19 protein-coding genes are annotated in these 19048 nt (G+C 63.7%); 9 read left to right on the top strand and 10 right to left on the bottom strand.

Going from position 1 to position 19048, the window contains the following annotated elements:
* Positions 1–2 precede the first annotated feature (2 nt).
* The 5 genes from rsxC to CK501_RS09730 form a co-directional block, all read right to left on the bottom strand.
* On the bottom strand, positions 3–1694 hold the full coding sequence (rsxC, locus tag CK501_RS09750) for an electron transport complex subunit RsxC (protein WP_095617519.1): 1692 nt from the start codon (positions 1692–1694) through the stop codon (positions 3–5).
* Positions 1694–2293 (bottom strand): electron transport complex subunit RsxB, encoded by a 600-nt coding sequence (rsxB, locus tag CK501_RS09745; protein WP_198949476.1) that lies wholly within the window; start codon positions 2291–2293, stop codon positions 1694–1696. The genes rsxC and rsxB overlap by 1 nt, the downstream gene beginning before the upstream one ends.
* Positions 2294–2312: 19 nt before the next feature.
* Entirely contained in the window at positions 2313–2894 is a 582-nt protein-coding gene (rsxA, locus tag CK501_RS09740; protein WP_095617517.1) for an electron transport complex subunit RsxA, read from the bottom strand.
* Between the two features lie 370 nt (positions 2895–3264).
* A complete protein-coding gene (gene metG, locus CK501_RS09735; protein WP_095617516.1) occupies positions 3265–5322 on the bottom strand; it encodes a methionine--tRNA ligase in 2058 nt (685 codons plus the stop codon).
* Positions 5323–5490: 168 nt separating this feature from the next.
* On the bottom strand, positions 5491–6663 hold the full coding sequence (locus CK501_RS09730; protein WP_158223090.1) for an RNA-guided endonuclease InsQ/TnpB family protein: 1173 nt from the start codon (positions 6661–6663) through the stop codon (positions 5491–5493).
* Between the two features lie 726 nt (positions 6664–7389).
* On the opposite strand from CK501_RS09730, the gene apbC reads away from it, so the two are divergent.
* The 5 genes from apbC to CK501_RS09705 all read left to right on the top strand — a co-directional run bounded on the left by apbC (position 7390) and on the right by CK501_RS09705 (position 11668).
* Positions 7390–8478, top strand: a complete 1089-nt coding sequence (apbC, locus tag CK501_RS09725) for an iron-sulfur cluster carrier protein ApbC (RefSeq protein ID WP_095617514.1) — start codon at positions 7390–7392, stop codon at positions 8476–8478.
* 95 nt (positions 8479–8573) lie between these two features.
* Positions 8574–9110: a DUF2062 domain-containing protein gene (locus CK501_RS09720; RefSeq protein WP_095617513.1), complete on the top strand. Its 537-nt coding sequence runs from the start codon at positions 8574–8576 to the stop codon at positions 9108–9110.
* A 73-nt stretch (positions 9111–9183) separates the two neighbouring features.
* Complete coding sequence (dcd, locus tag CK501_RS09715; protein WP_095617512.1) at positions 9184–9753, top strand: dCTP deaminase; 570 nt, start codon at positions 9184–9186, stop codon at positions 9751–9753.
* A gap of 16 nt (positions 9754–9769) precedes the next feature.
* Complete coding sequence (locus tag CK501_RS09710; RefSeq protein ID WP_095617511.1) at positions 9770–10393, top strand: DUF416 family protein; 624 nt, start codon at positions 9770–9772, stop codon at positions 10391–10393.
* 12 nt (positions 10394–10405) lie between these two features.
* Positions 10406–11668 (top strand): valine--pyruvate transaminase, encoded by a 1263-nt coding sequence (locus CK501_RS09705; RefSeq protein WP_095617510.1) that lies wholly within the window; start codon positions 10406–10408, stop codon positions 11666–11668.
* Here the strand turns inward: CK501_RS09705 and CK501_RS09700 are convergent.
* The 3 genes from CK501_RS09700 to purM are packed head-to-tail and all read right to left on the bottom strand — an operon-like array spanning position 11659 to position 14164.
* Positions 11659–12393 (bottom strand): DUF3108 domain-containing protein, encoded by a 735-nt coding sequence (locus tag CK501_RS09700; RefSeq protein WP_095617509.1) that lies wholly within the window; start codon positions 12391–12393, stop codon positions 11659–11661. The two genes, CK501_RS09705 and CK501_RS09700, sit on opposite strands and share 10 nt — an antisense overlap.
* Positions 12394–12449: 56 nt before the next feature.
* Positions 12450–13109, bottom strand: coding sequence for a phosphoribosylglycinamide formyltransferase (gene purN / locus CK501_RS09695; protein WP_095617508.1), 660 nt, complete (start codon positions 13107–13109; stop codon positions 12450–12452).
* Positions 13109–14164 (bottom strand): phosphoribosylformylglycinamidine cyclo-ligase, encoded by a 1056-nt coding sequence (gene purM / locus CK501_RS09690; RefSeq protein ID WP_095617507.1) that lies wholly within the window; start codon positions 14162–14164, stop codon positions 13109–13111. Before purM ends, purN begins: the two co-directional genes overlap by 1 nt.
* A gap of 141 nt (positions 14165–14305) precedes the next feature.
* On the opposite strand from purM, the gene CK501_RS09685 reads away from it, so the two are divergent.
* The 4 genes from CK501_RS09685 to CK501_RS09670 are packed head-to-tail and all read left to right on the top strand — an operon-like array spanning position 14306 to position 17496.
* Positions 14306–15586, top strand: a complete 1281-nt coding sequence (locus CK501_RS09685; RefSeq protein ID WP_158223089.1) for a DUF2066 domain-containing protein — start codon at positions 14306–14308, stop codon at positions 15584–15586.
* A 9-nt stretch (positions 15587–15595) separates the two neighbouring features.
* Positions 15596–16297 carry a DnaA regulatory inactivator Hda gene (gene hda, locus CK501_RS09680; RefSeq protein ID WP_095617505.1) on the top strand — a complete coding sequence of 234 codons (702 nt, stop codon included), beginning with the start codon at positions 15596–15598 and terminating at the stop codon, positions 16295–16297.
* Positions 16298–16351: 54 nt separating this feature from the next.
* A complete protein-coding gene (locus CK501_RS09675) occupies positions 16352–17149 on the top strand; it encodes a ParA family protein (RefSeq protein ID WP_095617504.1) in 798 nt (265 codons plus the stop codon).
* Positions 17150–17154: 5 nt separating this feature from the next.
* Positions 17155–17496 (top strand): YqcC family protein, encoded by a 342-nt coding sequence (locus CK501_RS09670; protein WP_198949460.1) that lies wholly within the window; start codon positions 17155–17157, stop codon positions 17494–17496.
* On the opposite strand, the gene thpR is transcribed toward CK501_RS09670, so the two are convergent.
* Both thpR and nadC read right to left on the bottom strand, forming a co-directional pair.
* A complete protein-coding gene (thpR, locus tag CK501_RS09665; RefSeq protein WP_158223088.1) occupies positions 17493–18077 on the bottom strand; it encodes an RNA 2',3'-cyclic phosphodiesterase in 585 nt (194 codons plus the stop codon). The genes CK501_RS09670 and thpR overlap by 4 nt on opposite strands.
* Before the next feature lie 71 nt (positions 18078–18148).
* Complete coding sequence (nadC, locus tag CK501_RS09660; RefSeq protein WP_332888974.1) at positions 18149–19006, bottom strand: carboxylating nicotinate-nucleotide diphosphorylase; 858 nt, start codon at positions 19004–19006, stop codon at positions 18149–18151.
* Between the last annotated feature and the right edge of the window lie 42 nt (positions 19007–19048).

Genomic DNA, 19048 nt, shown 5'->3' with positions numbered 1-19048 from the left:
GCTCAGGTATCCTCCTGCGCGTCGCTGAGCGCTTTCTCGGCGGCGTCCAGGCGTTTCTGGTGCTTGTTCAGGGCCCGTTCCAGCTTGGGTACGGCTTCCGGGGTCTGTTCCCGGGCCTCGGCCAGTTGTGCCTGCGCCTCCTCGACCTTCTGTCGGGCCTGGTCCCGGCGCTGGATCAGGGTTTCACGGTCCGGGCCGGGCGCCGTCGGTGAGGTCGCTGCTGCGGTGGCGGCTTCGGATGCCTCTGCGGGCGCCACGTTGTGGCGCTGTTCCCGGGCCTGCTGGCGCGCCCGGCGACGTTCCTCGCGTTCCGCCTGTTCCCGTTCCAGTCGGGCCTGGCGTTCCTCAAACCGCTGGCGGGCATGATCCGCCTCCGCCTGCTCCTTCTGTTCCTGGCGCAGCACGCCCTTGCTGTGTCGGTAGTACTCCGTCAGGGGCAGGTGGCTGGGGCAGACCCAGTCGCAGGCGCCACACTCGATGCAGTCGAACAGGTCGAAGTGCTCGGCCTTGCGGTGCTCACCGGCGCTGGCGAACCAGTAGAGCTGCTGGGGCAGCAGATCCACGGGGCAGGCCTGTTCGCACAGGCCGCAGCGGATGCACGGCTGCGGGACCGGCGGGTCCGGGAATTCCCCGGCGGTGCCCGCGATCAGGCAGTTGGCGGTCTTGATCAGGGGCAGGCCGGTCGTGGTCAGGTCGAACCCCATCAACGGCCCGCCCATGATGAGCCGGTGCAGGCGCTGGGGATCCAGCCCTGCTTCGAACAGCAGGTGGTCCAGGGGCGTTCCGATGCGGGCCTCGATGTTACCGGGCCGGGCCAGCGCCTCGCCCGTGAGGGTGGTGATGCGCTGGATGACCGGTTCGCCCAGACGCAGGGAGCGGTCCACGGCGACCGCCGTGGCGACGTTCTGGCAGAGCACGCCCACGTCAGCGGGCAGGCCGCCGGAGGGTACTTCGAGGCCGGTCAGCAGCTGGATCAGCTGGCGCTCGCCGCCGGAGGGGTAGCGCGTGGCGACAACCCGTATCTCGACGCTGGTTCCCTCGGCCGACTGTCTGAGCGCCTCAATGGCATCCGGCTTGTTGTCCTCGATGCCAATCAGGCACCGGCCCGCCCCCACCAGTCGCCACAGGGCCAGGGCCCCGGCCACTACCGAGTCCGGCCGTTCACGCATCAGGGCCTGGTCGGCGGTGATGTAGGGCTCGCACTCGGCGCCATTGAGGATCAGGACGTCTGGCGCTGCCTCTGCGCTCTGGAGTTTGTCGCGGGTCGGGAAACCGGCACCACCGAGCCCAACAACGCCTGTCCGGTGCAGGTGGTCGTAGCGTTCGGCGGTACTGGCGCTGTCCGGGCAGGGCGCCAGCTTGTACCACTGGTCGCGGCCATCCGCCTCAATGAGGATACAGGTCTCTTCCAGCCCTGAGGCATGAGGCACTTCGTGCGACTTGATGGCCGTGATGGTTCCGGAGGTGGGCGCATGCACCGGAACCGAGCGTCCCGGCTGGCCTTCGCTCAGTGGCTGTCCGGTCAGTACGTGGTCACCAACGGCTACCACCACCCGCCCGGGGTCGCCGCGATGCTGGCGCAGCGGCACAGTCAACCGATCCGGCAGTGGCGCCTGGCGGATCGGTGTCTGCAGCGACCGAAGTTTGTTGTCCGGTGGATGAATGCCGCCGGGAAAGTCGAATTGCGTCCCCATCAGGCGGAGGCCTCCGCCGGACGCTGGTCCGTGGCGATCACAGGACCGTCATGGGTCAGTGGCCGGTCCGCGGGGTGAGGCGGCACCCAGTCATCGATGCCTCGGGCGACTTCAATCATGTCGATGCAGTCCACGGGGCAGGGGTCCACGCACAGGTCACAGCCGGTGCATTCGCTCTCGATCACGGTGTGCATGAACTTGGGCGCACCCACGATAGCGTCCACCGGGCAGGCCTGGATGCACTTGGTGCAGCCGATGCACTCGGCCTCGCGGATGTAGGCTACCCGTTTGGGCTGCTCCTCGCCATGTTCGGCATCCAACGGTTGCGGTTCCACATCCAGCAGGTTGGCCAGGCTCTGGATGGTCGCTTCGCCGCCGGGCGGGCACTTGTTGATGGCGTCGCCCTCGGCGATGGCTTCCGCATAGGGGCGACAGCCGGGGTAACCGCACTGCCCGCACTGGGTCTGGGGCAGCACCGCGTCGATCTGCTCCACCAGGGAGTCGTCATCCCGACGCAGGCGCACGGACGCATACCCCAGCAGGGCTCCGAAGGCGCCGGCCAGCAGCAGCAGGGTCGCGATGGCGAGGAGCAGGTTCATCCACATGCCGGTAACCCTCTCACACCTGCACCATGCCGGTGAAACCCATGAAGGCCAGTGACATGATGCCGGCGGTGATCATGCCGATGGCGGCGCCCTGGAACGGTTGCGGCACATCGGCGGCGGCAATGCGCTCGCGCATGGCGGCGAACAGCACCAGCACCAGCGAGAAGCCGGCGGCGGCGCCGAAGCCGTAGAGAATGGATTCGAGGAAGCTGTTCTTCTCCTGGATGTTGAGCAGGGCGACCCCAAGGACGGCGCAGTTGGTGGTGATCAGCGGCAGGAAGATGCCCAGTACCCGGTGGAGCAGGGGGCTGGTGTGGCGAACGGCCATCTCGGTGAACTGCACGACCACGGCGATGACGAGGATGAAGCTGATGGTGCGCAGGTATTCGACCTGCAGGGGTTCGAGGATCCAGGTGTTGACCAGATAGCTGCACACGGAGGCCAGTGTCAGCACGAAGGTGGTGGCCATGGACATGCCCATGGCGGTCTCCAGTTTGTTGGAGACGCCCATGAAGGGGCACAGCCCCAGGAACTGGGCCAGCACGAAATTGTTCACCAGGACGGTGCTGATCAGTATCAGCAGGTATTCAGTCATCGGCTTCAGCTTGGTCGTGGGGAGGGGGTCGGGTGGTTCCTTCCGGGAATCGCCACAAGTACGTCCCTGTAGGCTGCTATTCCGCCATCCATGGCTCCATAGCTTCCCGGAAGGAACCACCCGACCCCCTCCAATCGGGATCCGTCATGGGCTTCCAATTCAAAGAACTTATTGCTTATCTGTTTTCAGCAGCGCTGAGGCATCTTGCGTCAGCGACCCCGGGGCGTTGATCAGGTGGGGTGCCGGGAGGCCTTCACGGGAAGCTATGGAGCCATGGATGGCGGAATAGCAGCCTACAGGGATGTATTTACAGCGATTCCCGTGAAGGCCTCCCGGTACCCCGCCCCGCAGCCACCTCTAACTCCTGGGACTACATAACCCGCAACCCCGGCGTAGCCCCGGAGTCCGGCGCCAGCAGCCAGATATCTTCGCCGCCTGGCCCGGCCGCCAGAACCATCCCTTCAGAGACACCGAACTTCATCTTCCGTGGCTTAAGGTTCGCCACCATCACCGTCAGCCGCCCGATCAGATCCTCCGGCGCATAGGCCGTCTTGATGCCGGCAAACACCTGGCGCTGTTCCGCCCCGATATCCAGAGTCAGCTTCAGTAGCTTGTCCGCGCCCTCAACATGCTCGGCGTTCTCGATCTTCGCCACCCGCAGGTCGACCTTGGTGAAGTCATCGAACTCAATCTGCTCGGCAATGGGCTCCACGTCCGGGGTCTCCTTCTGCGATTGTGCGGGCTGTTGGGTGGTCTGCTGATCCTGGGCCACGTCTTCTTTCGAGGCTTCGAGCATGGCCTCGATCTGTTTGGAATCGATGCGCTTCATCAGCGGCTTGAACTTGTTGATTCCGTGATCCAGCAGATGATCCTCAAGCCGGCGCCAGTCCAGGCTGGTGTTGAGGAAAGCCTCCGCGTTGCGCGCAGTTTCCGGCAGCACGGGCGCCAGGTAGGTCATAAGGATGCGGAACATGTTCAGCGCATTGGTGCTGATGGCCTGGACCTGGTCGCGGGTGGTCTCGTCCTTGGCCAGGACCCAGGGCTTCTGTTCGTCCACGTACTGGTTGGCCCGGTCGGCCAGTTCCATCACACGCTTCATGGCGCGGCCGATTTCCCGTTCCTCGTAATAGCCCGCAATCTCTTCGGCGGCGTCGGTGAATTCCTTCAGGCGCTCCGGTTCGGTGATTTCAGAACCCAGGTGGCCGTCGAACTGCTTGGTGATGAAACCGGCGCTGCGGCTGGCGATGTTGACCACCTTGCCCACCAGGTCCGAATTCACTTTCTGGACGAAGTCATCCAGGTTCAGGTCCATGTCGTCCACGCCGGCAGTGAGCTTGGCCGCGAAGTAGTAACGCAGGTATTCCGGATGCAGGTGATCCAGGTAGGTGCGCGCCATGATGAAGGTGCCGCGGGACTTGGACATCTTCTGGCCGTTCACTGTCACAAAGCCGTGGCAGTTGATGGCCGTGGGCGTGCGGAACCCGGCCGTCTTGAGCATCGCCGGCCAGAACAGGGCGTGGAAGTTGACGATGTCCTTGCCGATGAAGTGGTAGACCTCGGCGGTGGAGTCTTCGCGCCAGTAATGGTCGAAGTCAATGTCGCCACGCTGGTTGCACAGGTTCTGGAAGCTGGCCAGGTAGCCCACCGGGGCATCGACCCAGACGTAGAAGTACTTGCCGGGTGAGTCCGGGATCTCGAAACCGAAGTAGGGGGCGTCACGGCTGATGTCCCAGTCGTGCAGGCCGGCGTCGAGCCATTCCGCCAGTTTGTTGGCCATGCCCGGCTGCAGGGCGCCGCTGTTGGTCCACTCGCGCAGGAAATCGGCGAAGTCCGGCAGTGTGAAGAAGAAATGCTCGGATTCGCGCTCTTCGGGCGTGGCGCCGGAGAGCGCGGATCTGGGTTCAATCAGCTCCATGGGCGTGTAGGTGGCGCCGCAGGCCTCGCAGTTGTCGCCGTACTGGTCCGGGGTGCGGCAGCGCGGACAGGTGCCCTTGATGAAACGGTCTGCCAGGAACATGCCCTTTTCGGGATCGTAGGCCTGCGTGATGCTGCGTGTTGCGATATGGCCGCGGTCGCGCAGTTTCTGGTAGATGTAGGAGGACAGCTCGCGGTTTTCCTCGGAATGGGTCGAGTAGTAGTTGTCGAATTCGACCAGGAAACCGGCAAAGTCACGCTCGTGTTCGGCCTGGATGCGGCTGATCAGCTGTTCCGGCGTAATCCCCTCGCGCTCCGCCCGGAGCATGATGGCGGTGCCGTGGGCGTCGTCCGCGCAGACATAGTGGCAGTTCTCCCCCCGCAGCTTCTGGTAACGCACCCAGATGTCGCTCTGGATGTACTCCAGCAGATGGCCCAGGTGGATGGGACCATTGGCGTAGGGCAGGGCACTGGTGACCAGGATGTCGCGGCGATGGGCGCTCGGCTCGCTCATGGGGGTTGGCTGGCTCCGTGATTGGTTTTGGAGGTGCCGATGATACCGCTCAGCCGCGTTTTTTTCATCCCGCCTGTCTGGCAGCCTCCGTTCTAAAAGACTTACCCAAACCTGATCTCCAAGCTCAGTGCTTTCTTCTGCATTCATCGATGCTGGTTGCCCGGCTCGCTAAGCGGCCCGGGCAGAGCCGTCATCTCCAGCAGCGTGTATTCCGACTGAACGAGCCGTATAGTGCTCCAGATTGATGCTGGCGTTGGCGTCACGGCACTGGCGGTGGCCGCATTCGCCGCAGTGATAAACCCGATCCGCCAGCGTGAGATCCGGTTTGTGAGAACCGCAGCCTGAGCAGAGCTTGCTCGATGGGTACCACCGGTCGGCGACCGTCAGCATGCCACCACGCCAGTCCATCTTGTACGTCATCTGCCGGCGGAACTCGAAGGCACCGACATCGGCGATGTGGCGGGCGAGACGCCCATTGGCCATCATGCCTTTGACGTTGAGATCCTCGATAACCACCTCACTGAAGTGGGTGCTCAGATAGGCGGTCAACTGGTGCAGCGTGTTGGCCCGGATATCGGCGATGCGCTTGTGCAGCCTCGCAATGCGCATCTTCAGTCTCCGGTAGCCGTTGCTCCCCTTGACCTTCTTCGCCAGCCGGCGCTGGTAGCGGGCCAGTTTCCTGAGCGCGTTCTGCAGTGGCTTGGGCGATTCCCACTCCGTTTCCGGACCCCGGGAGATTGTCGCCAGCGTCTTGATGCCGAGATCCACACCGCAGCGTGCTTGGCTTTCGCTTGGCAGCGGGCAGAGATCGACATTGAGTGAGAACGACACAAACCACTTATCCGCCTGGCGCGAGATGGTCATGCCGTTGATGTGGCCACCGTATTTCAGCGGCTCCGCCATGCGCACCCAACCCAGATTGGGAACCTTGAGCCAGTGACCGTCCACCTTGACCTGATCGCCGCCGACATAGAACGAGTCGGTGGCCTTGCCCTTTTTCTTGAACCGCGGCTGGCGCTTTTTCAGGTGCGCCGGCTTGGAGGATTTGAGGTCCTTCATCCAGTCGGAGAAGGCGCGCTGCAGGGCAATGAACGGTTGCTGGGAGGCGTACTTGGTGACCTCGTAGACCCACGGGTAGTCGGTCTTTTTCAGGGCATTGAATTGACGCTTGAGCGCCATGCCCGATGGACGATCGCCTTGTCCATCCCTGAACAACTCATACTGGCGGTTCCACTCAGCCAGCCCCCAGTTCCAGCAGAACCGCGCGGTGCCGCTGGCCCGGGCAAAGTAGGTCCTTTGCCGGTTGTTGGGGCGAAGCTGGGTCTTGAAAGCGATGTCCATAAGTCGAGTATAAACCGCATAACTGTATATGCAACCAGCTCTGGGCGCCCATTTTCGATTCTGTTGGGATCGACCGCCAGAGAGCCGCGCCGAGAATACGCTCATCAGTGTAAACACATCCTATGTGGGCTCCTGCTCGACACTCACACTCTGATCATCATTCAGGATAACCACATCCGTTCCCGCCCATTGGCGCACCTGAAAGATCAATTCGTGCCTGAAGCGCACCAGGCGATCTTTGTGTGTGCGCTACAACGTCGATACTTTCCGGTTGAGTAGTGCCACCAGCAGCCGCCGAATCCCGGTTTTTTTGCAGTTCAGCCCTGCACGAGGTCTTCAATCACGATATCCGAAACACCAGCCAATCGGGCTGCCTGGGAGTCCAGCTCGTTTGGTTGATCGTGCGACGAAACACGCGTATAGCCAACGCTGGAACGCACCTCTGAAAATCCCAATAAGTTTCGGGCCTGATCGGCAGAGACGCGCCGGTGGCCGCCGGGGGTGCGGAATGCTTCTCGTACCTTGTCGGATCGGCACCAGCGCCGGATAGTGACAAATGAAACGCCCAGTGCTGAGGCGAAAGCTCTTATGGAAAGGGGAGTGGCTGTGCCGGATCATTGGGGTACTCTCCAAATGATTAGGTTTAAACGGTTTTTGGAGAACTAGCTACTGCCCCCGCGCCGGGCGTATTATTGAAGCATTGGAATCCTTTGTTTCGGGAGCAGCATGACGGATATTGACCAGAGCGCGGTCGAACAGGCGATCCGCCAGTACACGGACCCCTATCTGAAGCAGGACCTGTTGTCGCTGGGGGCCATCCGGAATCTGTCCATTGAGGACGGTACGGTGTCCTTTGAGATCCAGCTGGGCTACGCATGGAATGGCATCGCGGGCGGTGCCCGATCGCTCCTGACCCATGCCATCGAGGATGTGGAAGGCGTCGAGGATGTGCGTATCACCACCAGTCACAACATCCATCCCCACAAGGCCCAGGGCGATCTGCATGCCATGGGTGGGGTGAGCAATATCATCGCCGTGGCCTCCGGCAAGGGTGGCGTGGGCAAGTCCACAACCGCCGTGAACCTGGCTCTGGCACTGGCGGGCGAGGGCGCGCGCGTGGGCATCCTGGATGCGGACATCTACGGGCCGAATGTGGGGCTGATGCTCGGGATCCCCGAGGGCACCCGGCCGGAGACGAAGCAGGAGAAATACTTCGTACCGATTGAGGCCCACGGCATCCAGGCCATGTCCATGGCGTTCATGATCACGGATAAAACCCCCATGATCTGGCGCGGGCCCATGGTCAGCGGTGCGGTGCAGCAGATGGTGGGCCAGACTCTGTGGGATAATCTGGATTACCTGGTGGTGGACATGCCGCCAGGCACCGGCGATATCCAGCTGACCCTGGCGCAGAAGGTGCCCGTGACCGGTGCGGTTGTGGTCACCACGCCCCAGGACATGGCGCTGATGGATGGCCAGAAGGGCATCGAGATGTTCCGCAAGGTGGATATCCCGGTGCTGGGCGTGGTTGAGAACATGAGCACGCACATCTGCAGCCATTGTGGGCATCATGATCCGCTGTTCGGCAGTGACGGTGGCGAGCGCCTGGCCGCGGACTATGATGTGGCGCTTCTGGCGCAGTTGCCGCTGCACCGCACCATCCGGGAGCAGACCGACGGGGGCAACCCGACGGTGGTGGCGGAACCGGACTCGGAAGTCTCGCGGATCTACGCCGATCTGGCGCGGCGGGTGGGCGCGGCGCTGTCGCAGCGGGAGCGGGATACCAGCTCCCCCATCGCCGCAATGAGTTCCTGATTACAGGCCGTAAACGAGTCTTAATGGCCTGGAGGGTAATCATTGAGTTATAAACGGTGCTCTTGCAGTCTCCAGCATCCATTGGCCAGGGGCGTATGAAACGATTCCCCACACTCCAGGCCCGTTACCGGGTCCTCCGGCGCCGCGGCCATAACTGGCTGGTGGGCCACCCCCGTCTGTGGCACCTGCTGTACGTGACCGGGTGCCTCAGAGGCGGCGTTGAGGCGGCGGCCCGTGGCGTCAGCGTCGGTCTGTTCGTGGGGCTGACGCCCACGGTGGGCTTCCAGACCGTGTTCATGATCATCGGCTGTGTGGTGCTGCGCGGTAACTTCCCGGCGGCCTTTGCCGTGTCCTGGCTGAGCAATCCGATCACCATGGCGCCGCTCTACTGGGGATTCCACGAGCTGGGTGAGCTGCTGACCGTGCTGCTGCCGGTGTCCATGGATTTCATCCCGCCATGGATGTTTGAGCAGGCAGGGGACACCATGACATTCACCATCATAGGGAGCCTGATCGTTGCCGTGCCTTTCGCGGTGGGCGGCTACCTGGCGACCCACGGTCTCTCCCGGTGGATTCTGGCCCGTCGCCGCCTGCGCAAGCAGCGCCGTAACGGAGCTGCGTCCGGTCCCTGACTTTCGGTGCCTGCGTCAGCTGCGGTATGATTCCCGGCTATCCCAATCATCCAATCGTGGGCGCTGACGCAGCATGAGCATCAAATCCGATCGCTGGATCCGCCGGATGGCGGAGGAACACAGCATGATCGAACCCTTCGAGCCGGGTCAGATCAAGGAAACCGCGGACAAGGGCCGGGTCATCTCCTACGGCACCTCCAGCTACGGCTACGACGTGCGTTGCAGTTCCGAATTCAAGATCTTCACCAACGTCCATTCGGCCACGGTGGACCCCAAGAATTTTGACGAGGACAGTTTCGTCAACATTTCCGGGGAATCGTGCATTATCCCGCCCAATTCCTTTGCGTTGGCGCAGACCGTGGAGTACTTCCGGATTCCGCGCAACGTGCTCACCATCTGCCTGGGCAAGTCCACCTATGCCCGCTGCGGGATCATCGTCAACGTCACACCGCTGGAGCCGGAATGGGAAGGGCAGGTAACCCTGGAGTTCTCGAATACCACCAACCTGCCCGCACGCATCTATGCCAACGAAGGGGTGGCCCAGATGCTGTTCCTGGAGTCCGATGAGGTCTGTGAGACCAGCTATGCGGACCGTAAGGGCAAGTACATGGGCCAGCGTGGCGTGACCCTGCCCAAGACCTGAACGCCGGGAGCGGCCCATGAACTCGAAGCAGTGGCAGCGGGAAATGAACCGCCTGACCGGCTGGCGCCAGTACGCTTTCATACTGGCGCTGGCTGAAAGGGCCTTCCCCAACTACGCGCTCTTTGCCGAGATCACCGAACCCGAGTGGGGTGACCGCTTCCGGGATGCCTTGGACTGGGGGTGGCGGATGCTGGCCATCAAGGACCATGACGTGGACCCCCTGAAGCAGCTCACCCGCCTGGAAGACGTGTACCCGGACCCCGCCGAGTATGATTTCTATGGTGTGGCGCCGGCCATGGATGCCTGGCACCTGCTGGAGCAGGCCTTCCTGTGCCATGTGAACCCGGAGAAGAAGCGCGCCTTTGACGCTGCGGCCCGCGCCCTTGAGACGGTGACCACCTTCATCGAGGTCACCGAGGGCGAGGGGCTGGAGGATGACGCGCTGGTGAAGCTGTTTGACGGGCATGAACTGGTGAAAGCGGAGAAATCGTTCCAGAAGACCCTGGCCGAGACGCTGCGTCGTGCCCCGGCACCGGATGGCGACACCCTGAATGAATTGCACGGGATGGCGCACAACGACGGTGTCAGCAGCCTGGGCCTGGAAGTCCCGGAGCGCTGGACGAACGCGAACCAATCCTGAACGGGAGCCTGCATGAAACTCTCATCCTTCGGTCAGAAGCTGGGCGAGGACGCCGGCATCAATTCGCTGATGGACGATCTGGGCGAGGCCATGGCCTCCGGTGGCGACGTGGTCATGATGGGCGGGGGCAACCCCGGCCATCTTCCGGAGGTGACGGACCGGCTGCAGGCGATCATGAAGGAGCTGGTGGACGACCCGGAGCAGTTCCGGCGCCTGACGGGCGTTTACGACCCACCCCAGGGCGAGAAGAAGTTCATTGCCAGCCTGGTTGAACTGCTCAACCAGGAATACGACTGGGGGCTGACCACGGAGAACGTGGGGCTGACCAATGGCAGCCAGTCCGCGTTCTTCATGCTGTTCAACATGCTGGCCGGTGAGCATCCGGACGGCAGCCACAAGCACATCCTCCTGCCGCTGGCGCCCGAGTATATCGGCTATGGCGATGCCGGGCTGACGCCGGGCCTGTTCCGCGCGGTGCGCCCTGAAATCGAGGAGCTGGGGGACAACCAGTTCAAGTACCGGGTGGATTTCTCGCAGCTCGAGATCACGGAAGACACCGCCGCCATCTGTGTTTCACGGCCGACCAACCCGACGGGTAATGTGCTTACAGACGGCGAGATGCTGGGACTCGAGGAACTGGCGCGTGAGCATGATATTCCGCTGATCGTGGACGGCGCCTACGGCACGCCCTTCCCGGACCTGATGTACACCGAGGCGTCCCCGCGCTGGACCCCCCAGCACATTCTCTGCCTGAGCCTTTCCAAACTCGGTATTCCGGCGGCGCGTACCGGTATCGTGATCGCGGACAAGCCGGTGATCCGGGCCCTGTCCGGCGTTAACGCCATCATGAACCTGGCTACCGGCAGCTTCGGCGCCATGCTGGCGGAGCCGCTGGTGCGCAGTGGCGAGATCATCAGCATGAGCCGGGATCTGGTACGGCCGGTTTACAGGCGCAAGATGGAGAGCGCCGTAACGGCCTTCCGGGAGGCCATGGGTGATGAGTGCCCCTGGCGGGTCCACAAGCCGGAGGGCGCCATGTTCCTGTGGCTCTGGTTCCCGGATCTGCCCATCAGCAGTCTGGAACTCTACAGGCGGCTCAAGGCCAGGGGCGTTCTGGTGGTATCAGGGCACTACTTCTTCCCGGGACTGCCGGACGAGGACTGGCGCCACCGGCATGAATGCCTCCGGGTAACCTATTCCCAGGATGAGGCGGATGTGGCCCGCGGTCTCCAGGCCATTGCCGAGGAAGTCAAGCGGGCCTGGGCTCAGGGCTGAATACGCTCGCCGTCCAGGGTGGCGCGCTTGAGATAGATCTCGAAATCCTCCCCATCCTCGTTGGTCTGCTCGAGCCGCACCAGCAGGTGATCCCATTCCGGGGCGAACCACATCAGGGTGGTGCGGGGTGAGTCCTCGTCCCGCACCCGTTTCACGACCACGGTTTCGACCTTGCCGAACTCGCGGGTATCCAGGGTTTCCTCACGCAGCACTTCGAACTGGTAATCCTTGAAGTCGCCCTCGTCCGGGATCACATATTCCATGGTCTCCCTGCCGGCGCGCAGGTCCACCCAGAGCTGGAGCTGGGCACCGAGCTGGTCCTGGACACCCGGGTGGTCGCTCATGTCCGTGCGGCGGTTGTTTTCCCGGTCCACAATGACGTTCTCATTCCAGTCGAAATCGAGTTTCCTGTAGCGGTTCGACAGGAAGAAGCCTTCCAGGCTGTAGCGGTACCGCTCCGAGATCACGGTCTGGTCCTCGAAACGGAACCGGCTGGATTCGCGGATATCCGCCACGAAGGAGTCCACGTCAAAGCGGTAGACCCAGCGGCCGGTGTCCGTGGGTTCCAGTGAGCGGGTGGCTTCCCCGCTGATGGTGATGCCGCGTTCAAGCTCCGCGCCATAGGTGGTGGTCATGGGGTAGAGGCCCACGTCCTGTGCGAAAGCGGTGGAAGGCAGCACAGCGGCGGCAGCGACTGTGAGGAACAGGCGTCGGATCGGGTCCATGTCAGCATCCCCTGTTGGATGGTTTGCTTCTACCCTATGAGAACCCTTTTACCGGCTCAAGCGTTTTGGGAGTCAATATCCACCGGTTCGTCCAGGGGCGTGCCGTCGAGCTGCGCCCGACCCTGCACCAGGCGCAGCCGCCCCTGGCAGAACCAGCGCACGGCCTCGGGGTAGATCCGGCGCTCCTGCACGCCCACGCGGCCTGCCAGGCTGTCCTCGTCATCGTCAGGATGCACCCGGACCCGTCCCTGGATGATGCGCGGGCCACCGTCCAGCTCCTCCGTGACGAAATGCACGGTGGCGCCGTGCTCCGTTTCCCCGGCCTCCAGCACCTTGCGATGGGTGTGCAGGCCGGGCCAGGCCGGCAGCAGCGAGGGATGGATGTTGAGCAGCCGCCCCTGGTAGTGCTGTACGAAAGCGTCCGTAAGAATGCGCATGAAGCCGGCCAGGACCACCAGATCCGGCCTGAACCCATCAATGGCGGCCATCAGGGCCTGGTCAAAGGATTCCCGGCTGTCATGGTCGCGGTGCGGAATCACCTGAGCGGGAATGCCGGCGCTTTCAGCCCGATCCAGGCCTTTTACGCCAGTGCGGTTACTGATGACACCGGCAATGGTGCCCTCCAGTGTACCGGCGGCCTCGGCATCAATCAGTGCCTGAAGGTTGGTTCCGCCGCCGGAAATGAGGACAACGATACGCGGCAGGGCGTTCGGCATCAGCGTTCGTCGTTGTCGGGGACGAAGCGGACACCAGCAGGGTCATCGGATTCCTGGATATAGCCCAGGAGCCAGGCATCCTCGCCCGCGTCATTGAGGGTTTCCAGAACCTGGTCACGCTCGGTCTCCGGAATGCAGACCACCATGCCGATGCCGCAGTTGAAGGTACGGAACATCTCGTCGGTGGCCACGTTGCCGGCGCGCTGGAGCCACTGGAAGACGTCCGGCCATTGCCAGCTGTGGGTATCGATGACCGCTTCCGTTCCCTCGGGCAGAACACGCGGCACGTTTTCCGTGAGTCCGCCACCGGTGATATGGGCCATGGCCCGGACGTCGAACTGGTGCAGTATCTCCAGAAGCGGCTTCACATAGATGCGGGTGGGGGCCATCAGGGCTTCGCCCAGGGTCTCCGTGCCCACGGACTGCTTCAGGTCCGCGCCGGTGTGCTCCAGGATGCGGCGGATCAGGGAGTAGCCGTTGGAGTGGGGGCCGGAGGAACCGAGGCCGATCAGGGCGTTACCGGCTTCCACGCGGCTGCCGTCGATCAGGCGCTTGCGCTCCACAATCCCCACGCAGAAGCCGGCAAGGTCGTAGTCGTTGCCCTGATACATGCCGGGCATTTCCGCGGTCTCGCCGCCAACCAGCGAGCAGCCGGCATTCTCGCAGCCGGTTGCAATGCCCTTGATGACATCGGCGGCGATGTCATTGTTGAGCTTGCCGGTGGCGTAGTAGTCGAGGAAGAACAAAGGTTCGGCGCCGGTGACGATAATGTCATTGACGCACATGGCCACCAGGTCGATGCCGATGCGGTCGTGGCGCTCCGTGTCCATGGCCAGGCGCAGCTTGGTACCGACCCCGTCGGTCCCGGAGATCAGAACGGGTTCCTTATAACCCTCGGGAACCGCGAAGGCCCCTCCGAAACCGCCCAGGCCACCCAGAACCTCCGGTCGCTGGGTGCGTGCAACGCTCTCGCCGATGCGGTCGACCAGTTCACTGCCGGCATCAATGTCGACTCCGGCGTCGCGGTAGGTCATTCCCTGGTTGGTGTCGCTCATGGGGCGTTCCTCGAAACGGGCATTGCGCGGATTCTAGCACCGTGGTCATCCCCGGCCAAATGCCGTGGGTGTCGTGGTCGGGGTGGTTGTTGTATCCTGAGCCGACCTTTGAGGGCGAGACAGTGGACAATGGGAGTTCGGGTGGCACAGCGCATTGATCGGTTCCGGGCAGGGCTGCTGGCAGGCGGTCTTCTGTTGCTGTTGATGCTGACCGGCCCTGCTCAGGCAGTGGTCGTGGACCGTCTGTACCAGGCGGTGGTGCCGGTCGAGGACACCGGGGCCGGGGCGCGGGATGAGGCTTTCCGGGAAGCGCTGCGCCAGGTGCTGCTGCGTCTCACCGGTGATCCCGCCGAGGTGCGGGAGCTGGTGCCGGCTGCCGAGGAGGACAGTGCCACCGAGCGCACCCTGGACGGCGATGCCGCCCGCTTCATTGATGCTTTCAGCTACCGGCGCAATGAGGGAGAGCTTGAGCTGCATGCCACCCTGAGTGCGCCGGCGGTCGGTCAGATGCTGGCTGAACGGGGTGTGGCGGTGTGGGGAGCCAACCGCCCCCGGGTTCTGGTCTGGTTCGCGGTGGATGATCGTGGTGATCGTGAGCTGATCCACCGGGAGAACACCCTGCCCCCCTTCCTGGAAGAACCCATGCAGCCTCTGGACAGGGAGGCCATTGCAGCGGAGCGGGGCCCCTGGAAGGAGCCACTCTGGGCGGAGTCCCAGCGCCGCGGCCTGCCGCTGGCATTGCCTTTCCATGATGAGCGGGATCGCGCGGAAGTCAGTCTGTCCGAGATCTGGGGACTGTTTGACAGGCCCATAAAACAGGCCTCCCGACGCTATCCCCATGACCTCATGGCGACGGTCAGGGTCAATCGGGCCGGTGGTGGCTGGCGGGCGCGCTGGCAGTTGTGGCGAGGGGATGAGCGGGTTGCGGATGGCGTCGTCCGGGAGAATGAGCGGCGCATGGTGGTGCAGCAGCTGGTGGATGCCTGGGCTGACCGGCTGGCCGAGCGTTATGCCGTGGCGCCACCCAGGGGCGGGGATCTGCGTTCCGCCCTTATGAAAGTGACCGGTGTGGAGACGCTGGCGTCCTATGCTGGTGTGCGACGCGCCCTGGCCGGGCTGGAGCCGATCCGGTCGGTACAGGTGAAGACGGTGCAGCAGGATCACCTGACCCTGGACCTGGCCTTCAACGGCGATCTGAGCGTGCTGCATGATTACATCGGGCTGGATGAGCGGCTGATGCTGGCGGGTGGGCCGCCGGACGGTGCGATTCCGGCCGATCCGGAGGATGACACGCTGAGGCTCTACTACCGCTGGGACGGTGAGCGGGGCAGCAGCATGCTGCCTGGCCGAGGTGAGGTGCAGGAGATTGTGCCCCTGGATTCCGCGGAGGATGCCGGAGGAAGCGGTGCCACGCTGCAGTAGAATGGGGCCATGACACAGACACCTTCCCAGTTTCCCCTGCGGATCCGGCTGCGGGACGAAGCCGGATTTGACAACTTCCATGCCGGATCCAACGGGGCCGTGGTCGAGCGGCTTCAGGCCTGGCCGGCATCGGCGGACGCCGGTTCCCTGGTGCTCTGTGGTGATGCCGGCGCAGGCAAGAGCCATCTTCTCAATGCCGTCTGCCTGGCCGCGGAGTCGACCGGCCTCCAGCCGGTGTCGCTCAGTCTGCGCGAGGCAGCGGCACTGGCGCCGGAGGCGCTTCAGGGGTTTGAGGGTTTCGATCCCGTCTGTCTGGATGATCTGGAAGGATTGCCCGCGGATCCCGCCTGGCAGGAGGCGTTGCTGCACCTGTTCAACCGTGTCCAGGATGCCGGCGGACGCCTTCTGATCGCGAGCCGACAGCCACCAGCGGCGCTGGACTGGGCCCTGCCGGATCTGGCATCACGCCTCAGGGCCCTGCCTGTCTGGCAGCTGGCCCTCCCGGACGATGATCAGCGTGCGGCCATGCTCAGGGCGCGGGCGGAAAACCGGGGGCTTGCCATGCCGGAGGAAGTGACCCGTTACATCCTGCGCCGTGCTCCCCGGGATCCGGGCCAGCTCCTGGGGCTTCTGGACCGTCTCGATGAGGCCTCGCTGCAACAGCAGCGGCGGCTGACGGTACCCTTCGTCAGGCAGGTGCTGGGCTGGTAGACTCCGGATCTACAGGGATTCCATCGATAACAGCAAAAACACAGGGGGAAAGCCATGCGCCGGGTTGTTTTCAATCAGAAGGGCGGTGTGGGGAAATCCAGTATCGTCAGCAATCTGGCGGCCATCAGCGCCAGCCGTGGTGTGCGGACACTGGTGGTCGATCTGGATCCACAGGGGAATTCAACCCAGTATCTGCTTGGCAGGCCCGCGGAAGAGCTGAAGGACACGGTGGCCGACCTGCTCGAGCAGTCCATCGCCTTCCGCATCTCCAGCCGCCGCCCCGAGGAATTCGTGCATGCCTCGGCGTTCTCCAACCTGCATGTGCTGCCCTCGAGCCCCGAGCTGGACTACCTTGAGCGCAAGCTGGAGGCCAAGCACAAGATCTACAAGCTGCGTGATCACCTCAGCCGCCTGAGCGATCTCTATGATGCCATCTACATCGATACGGCACCGGCGCTGAACTTCTACACCCGGTCGGCACTGATCGCGGCACAGCGCTGCCTGATTCCCTTTGACTGCGATGATTTCTCCCGCCAGGCGCTGTACAGCATCATGGGCGAGATCCAGGAGCTGCAGGAGGACCACAACCCCGACCTGATGATTGAGGGCATCATTGCCAACCAGTTCCAGAGTCAGGCCAGCCTGCCGCGCCGGCTTGTCCAGGAGCTGACGGACGAGGGGCTGCCGGTGCTGCCGGTGCGGCTGCCGTCCTCGGTGAAGATGAAGGAGTCCCACCAGGTGGGCCGGCCCCTCATCCACATGGCGCCGAAGCACAACCTGACGATGCGTTTCCAGGATCTCTACGGTCTGCTCAATGGTGAGACCGTGGACGTGGAACCGCTGGGAGCCTGAGGCGCATGGCAATGGATCGGGAACACGCGCGTCAGGCGCTGCCTGGCAGCATGAAACGTGTGGAGGAGGCACTGTCGGAGCTGGCACTGCGCAGCAGTACCGCTCCGTCGCCCGAGGCCTTTGCCAGTGTGCAGCCTTTCTGCGTGGATACCATGACCTTCCCTGAGTGGGTCCAGTTCGTGTTCCTGCCCAAGCTGGAGGGCATGCTGGAAGGCGGCGAAGCCATGCCGCCCTGGTGTGATGTGGCCCCCATGGCCGAGGAATATTTCCGGAACCTGGAACAGGATGGCAGCCTGCTGATCGAGGCGCTCCGGCGGCTGGATGAGCTGGTGACGGCGGCGCGCTAGGGGGCTGTTGCGCCGGCCTCGTCCGGTTCCTGGGCCAGTGGCCAGCGTTCCCGCACCCTGTAAACCGGGCCATGCAGGCCCGGTTCGCTTTCGTAGAGACAGACCTCGGCGACCGGTAGTTCCGCCTGCCAGGGAGTGGCTGTTATGGCGCGCGGCCTGCGGTCCCGGAAATGGGCGACCGTGATGTGTGGCCGCCACTGCTGTTCCTGCGGGGCATGGTCGAGTATGCCGGCCAGTCCCTCCCTGAGCGTGCGCTGGAGCGTCTCGATGGTCGGGGAGGCGTAGCCTTCCAGTACCAGGTGTCGGGGTCTGCCGGGGTCGGGGAATCCCGCCACCTGACGGAAGTGGATCCGGCCCGGGCGGGCGTCGGCCAGCAGCTCACCCACCCGGGGTATGACCTGATCATCCAGTACCCGCTGCGGGACGGCGCCGAGAAACACCAGTGTGAGATGCAGGTTCGCCCATGGGGTAACCCGCAGTGGCGGCAGGGCGTGGGTTGAGGCATTGACCGTGGCCATCAGGGGTTCCGCCACGGATTGCCCCACTGGCACGGCAAGAAAGCTTCGGATCGCGTCGGCCACCTTCGGATCCTCCTCTGTCGCAGGCAACCCGTCTGGCCATCACTATAGACGTTTACCGCCCGTTGTGCCGTTCAGGCCTCATCCCGTATGCGCAGCGAAAGGTCCACGGCCGTGACATCCTTGGTCAGTACGCCCAGGGAGATGAAATCGACGCCGGTTTCCGCAATGGCTGCCAGGTTCGCCTCCGTGATGCCGCCGGAAGCCTCAAAGCGGGCCTGCCCCCGGTAGCGTTCCACCATCCGCGCCATGCTCTCCAGCGGGAACTCATCCAGCATGATGCGTTTGGCGCCGGCAGCGATGGCCTCCGCCACTTCCGCTTCGGTTTCCGTTTCCACCTCCAGGGGCACATCCGGTGATGTCTGCCGGGCACGCTCAACGGCGGCGGTTATGGAGCCGCAGCTGGCGATGTGGTTCTCCTTGATGAGGATGCCGTCGTACAGGCCGATGCGGTGGTTGGCACAGCCACCACATCCGACCGCGTATTTCTGGGCGATGCGCAGTCCCGGCAGGGTCTTGCGCGTGTCCAGGAGCCGGGCCCCGGTATGCGCGACACGGTCTGCATAGGCGCGACAGCGCGTTGCCACACCGGAGAGCGTCTGGAGCCAGTTGAGCGCGATGCGTTCGGCGGTGAGCAGGGATTGGGCAGGGCCGGTGACGGTGAGCAGGTGCGAATCCGCCGCAACCCGCTCCCCCTCACGGCAGTGCCAGACCACGCTCAGGCGCGGGTCCACCTGTCGGAAGCACTCATCCACCCAGGGGCGGCCGGCGACCACCGCCTCATGACGTACAATGACCCCGGCCTCGACCACGCGCGCCGGATCAATAAGGGCTGCGGTGCGGTCACCGGAGCCTTCATCCTCGGCAATACTGGCGGCGACATCGCGTGTCACGGCCTGACGCAGTGTGGCAGCGGGGATCGGGTTCATCATGGTCTGGCCCTTGCTGGCGGTGGTCACAAAAGGTGACAAATT

Origin of the sequence: Halovibrio salipaludis (genome assembly GCF_002286965.1) — a bacterium.
GTDB classification, from domain to species: domain Bacteria; phylum Pseudomonadota; class Gammaproteobacteria; order Pseudomonadales; family Oleiphilaceae; genus Halospina; species Halospina salipaludis.
This window is presented reverse-complemented; position numbering and strand designations above follow the sequence as displayed.

What these genes read in the sequence shown, in the direction of transcription:
- CK501_RS09670 (WP_198949460.1), top strand. Translation starts at nt 17,155, where the DNA reads ATGGCAATGGATCGGGAACACGCGCGTCAGGCGCTGCCTGGCAGCATG.
- purM (WP_095617507.1), bottom strand. Translation starts at nt 14,164, where the DNA reads ATGAGCGACACCAACCAGGGAATGACCTACCGCGACGCCGGAGTCGAC.
- purN (WP_095617508.1), bottom strand. Translation starts at nt 13,109, where the DNA reads ATGCCGAACGCCCTGCCGCGTATCGTTGTCCTCATTTCCGGCGGCGGA.
- rsxC (WP_095617519.1), bottom strand. Translation starts at nt 1,694, where the DNA reads ATGGGGACGCAATTCGACTTTCCCGGCGGCATTCATCCACCGGACAAC.
- CK501_RS09675 (WP_095617504.1), top strand. Translation starts at nt 16,352, where the DNA reads ATGCGCCGGGTTGTTTTCAATCAGAAGGGCGGTGTGGGGAAATCCAGT.
- metG (WP_095617516.1), bottom strand. Translation starts at nt 5,322, where the DNA reads ATGAGCGAGCCGAGCGCCCATCGCCGCGACATCCTGGTCACCAGTGCC.
- dcd (WP_095617512.1), top strand. Translation starts at nt 9,184, where the DNA reads ATGAGCATCAAATCCGATCGCTGGATCCGCCGGATGGCGGAGGAACAC.
- rsxA (WP_095617517.1), bottom strand. Translation starts at nt 2,894, where the DNA reads ATGACTGAATACCTGCTGATACTGATCAGCACCGTCCTGGTGAACAAT.
- nadC (WP_332888974.1), bottom strand. Translation starts at nt 19,006, where the DNA reads ATGATGAACCCGATCCCCGCTGCCACACTGCGTCAGGCCGTGACACGC.
- CK501_RS09705 (WP_095617510.1), top strand. Translation starts at nt 10,406, where the DNA reads ATGAAACTCTCATCCTTCGGTCAGAAGCTGGGCGAGGACGCCGGCATC.
- CK501_RS09720 (WP_095617513.1), top strand. Translation starts at nt 8,574, where the DNA reads ATGAAACGATTCCCCACACTCCAGGCCCGTTACCGGGTCCTCCGGCGC.
- apbC (WP_095617514.1), top strand. Translation starts at nt 7,390, where the DNA reads ATGACGGATATTGACCAGAGCGCGGTCGAACAGGCGATCCGCCAGTAC.
- CK501_RS09710 (WP_095617511.1), top strand. Translation starts at nt 9,770, where the DNA reads ATGAACTCGAAGCAGTGGCAGCGGGAAATGAACCGCCTGACCGGCTGG.
- CK501_RS09700 (WP_095617509.1), bottom strand. Translation starts at nt 12,393, where the DNA reads ATGGACCCGATCCGACGCCTGTTCCTCACAGTCGCTGCCGCCGCTGTG.
- CK501_RS09730 (WP_158223090.1), bottom strand. Translation starts at nt 6,663, where the DNA reads ATGGACATCGCTTTCAAGACCCAGCTTCGCCCCAACAACCGGCAAAGG.
- hda (WP_095617505.1), top strand. Translation starts at nt 15,596, where the DNA reads ATGACACAGACACCTTCCCAGTTTCCCCTGCGGATCCGGCTGCGGGAC.
- rsxB (WP_198949476.1), bottom strand. Translation starts at nt 2,293, where the DNA reads ATGAACCTGCTCCTCGCCATCGCGACCCTGCTGCTGCTGGCCGGCGCC.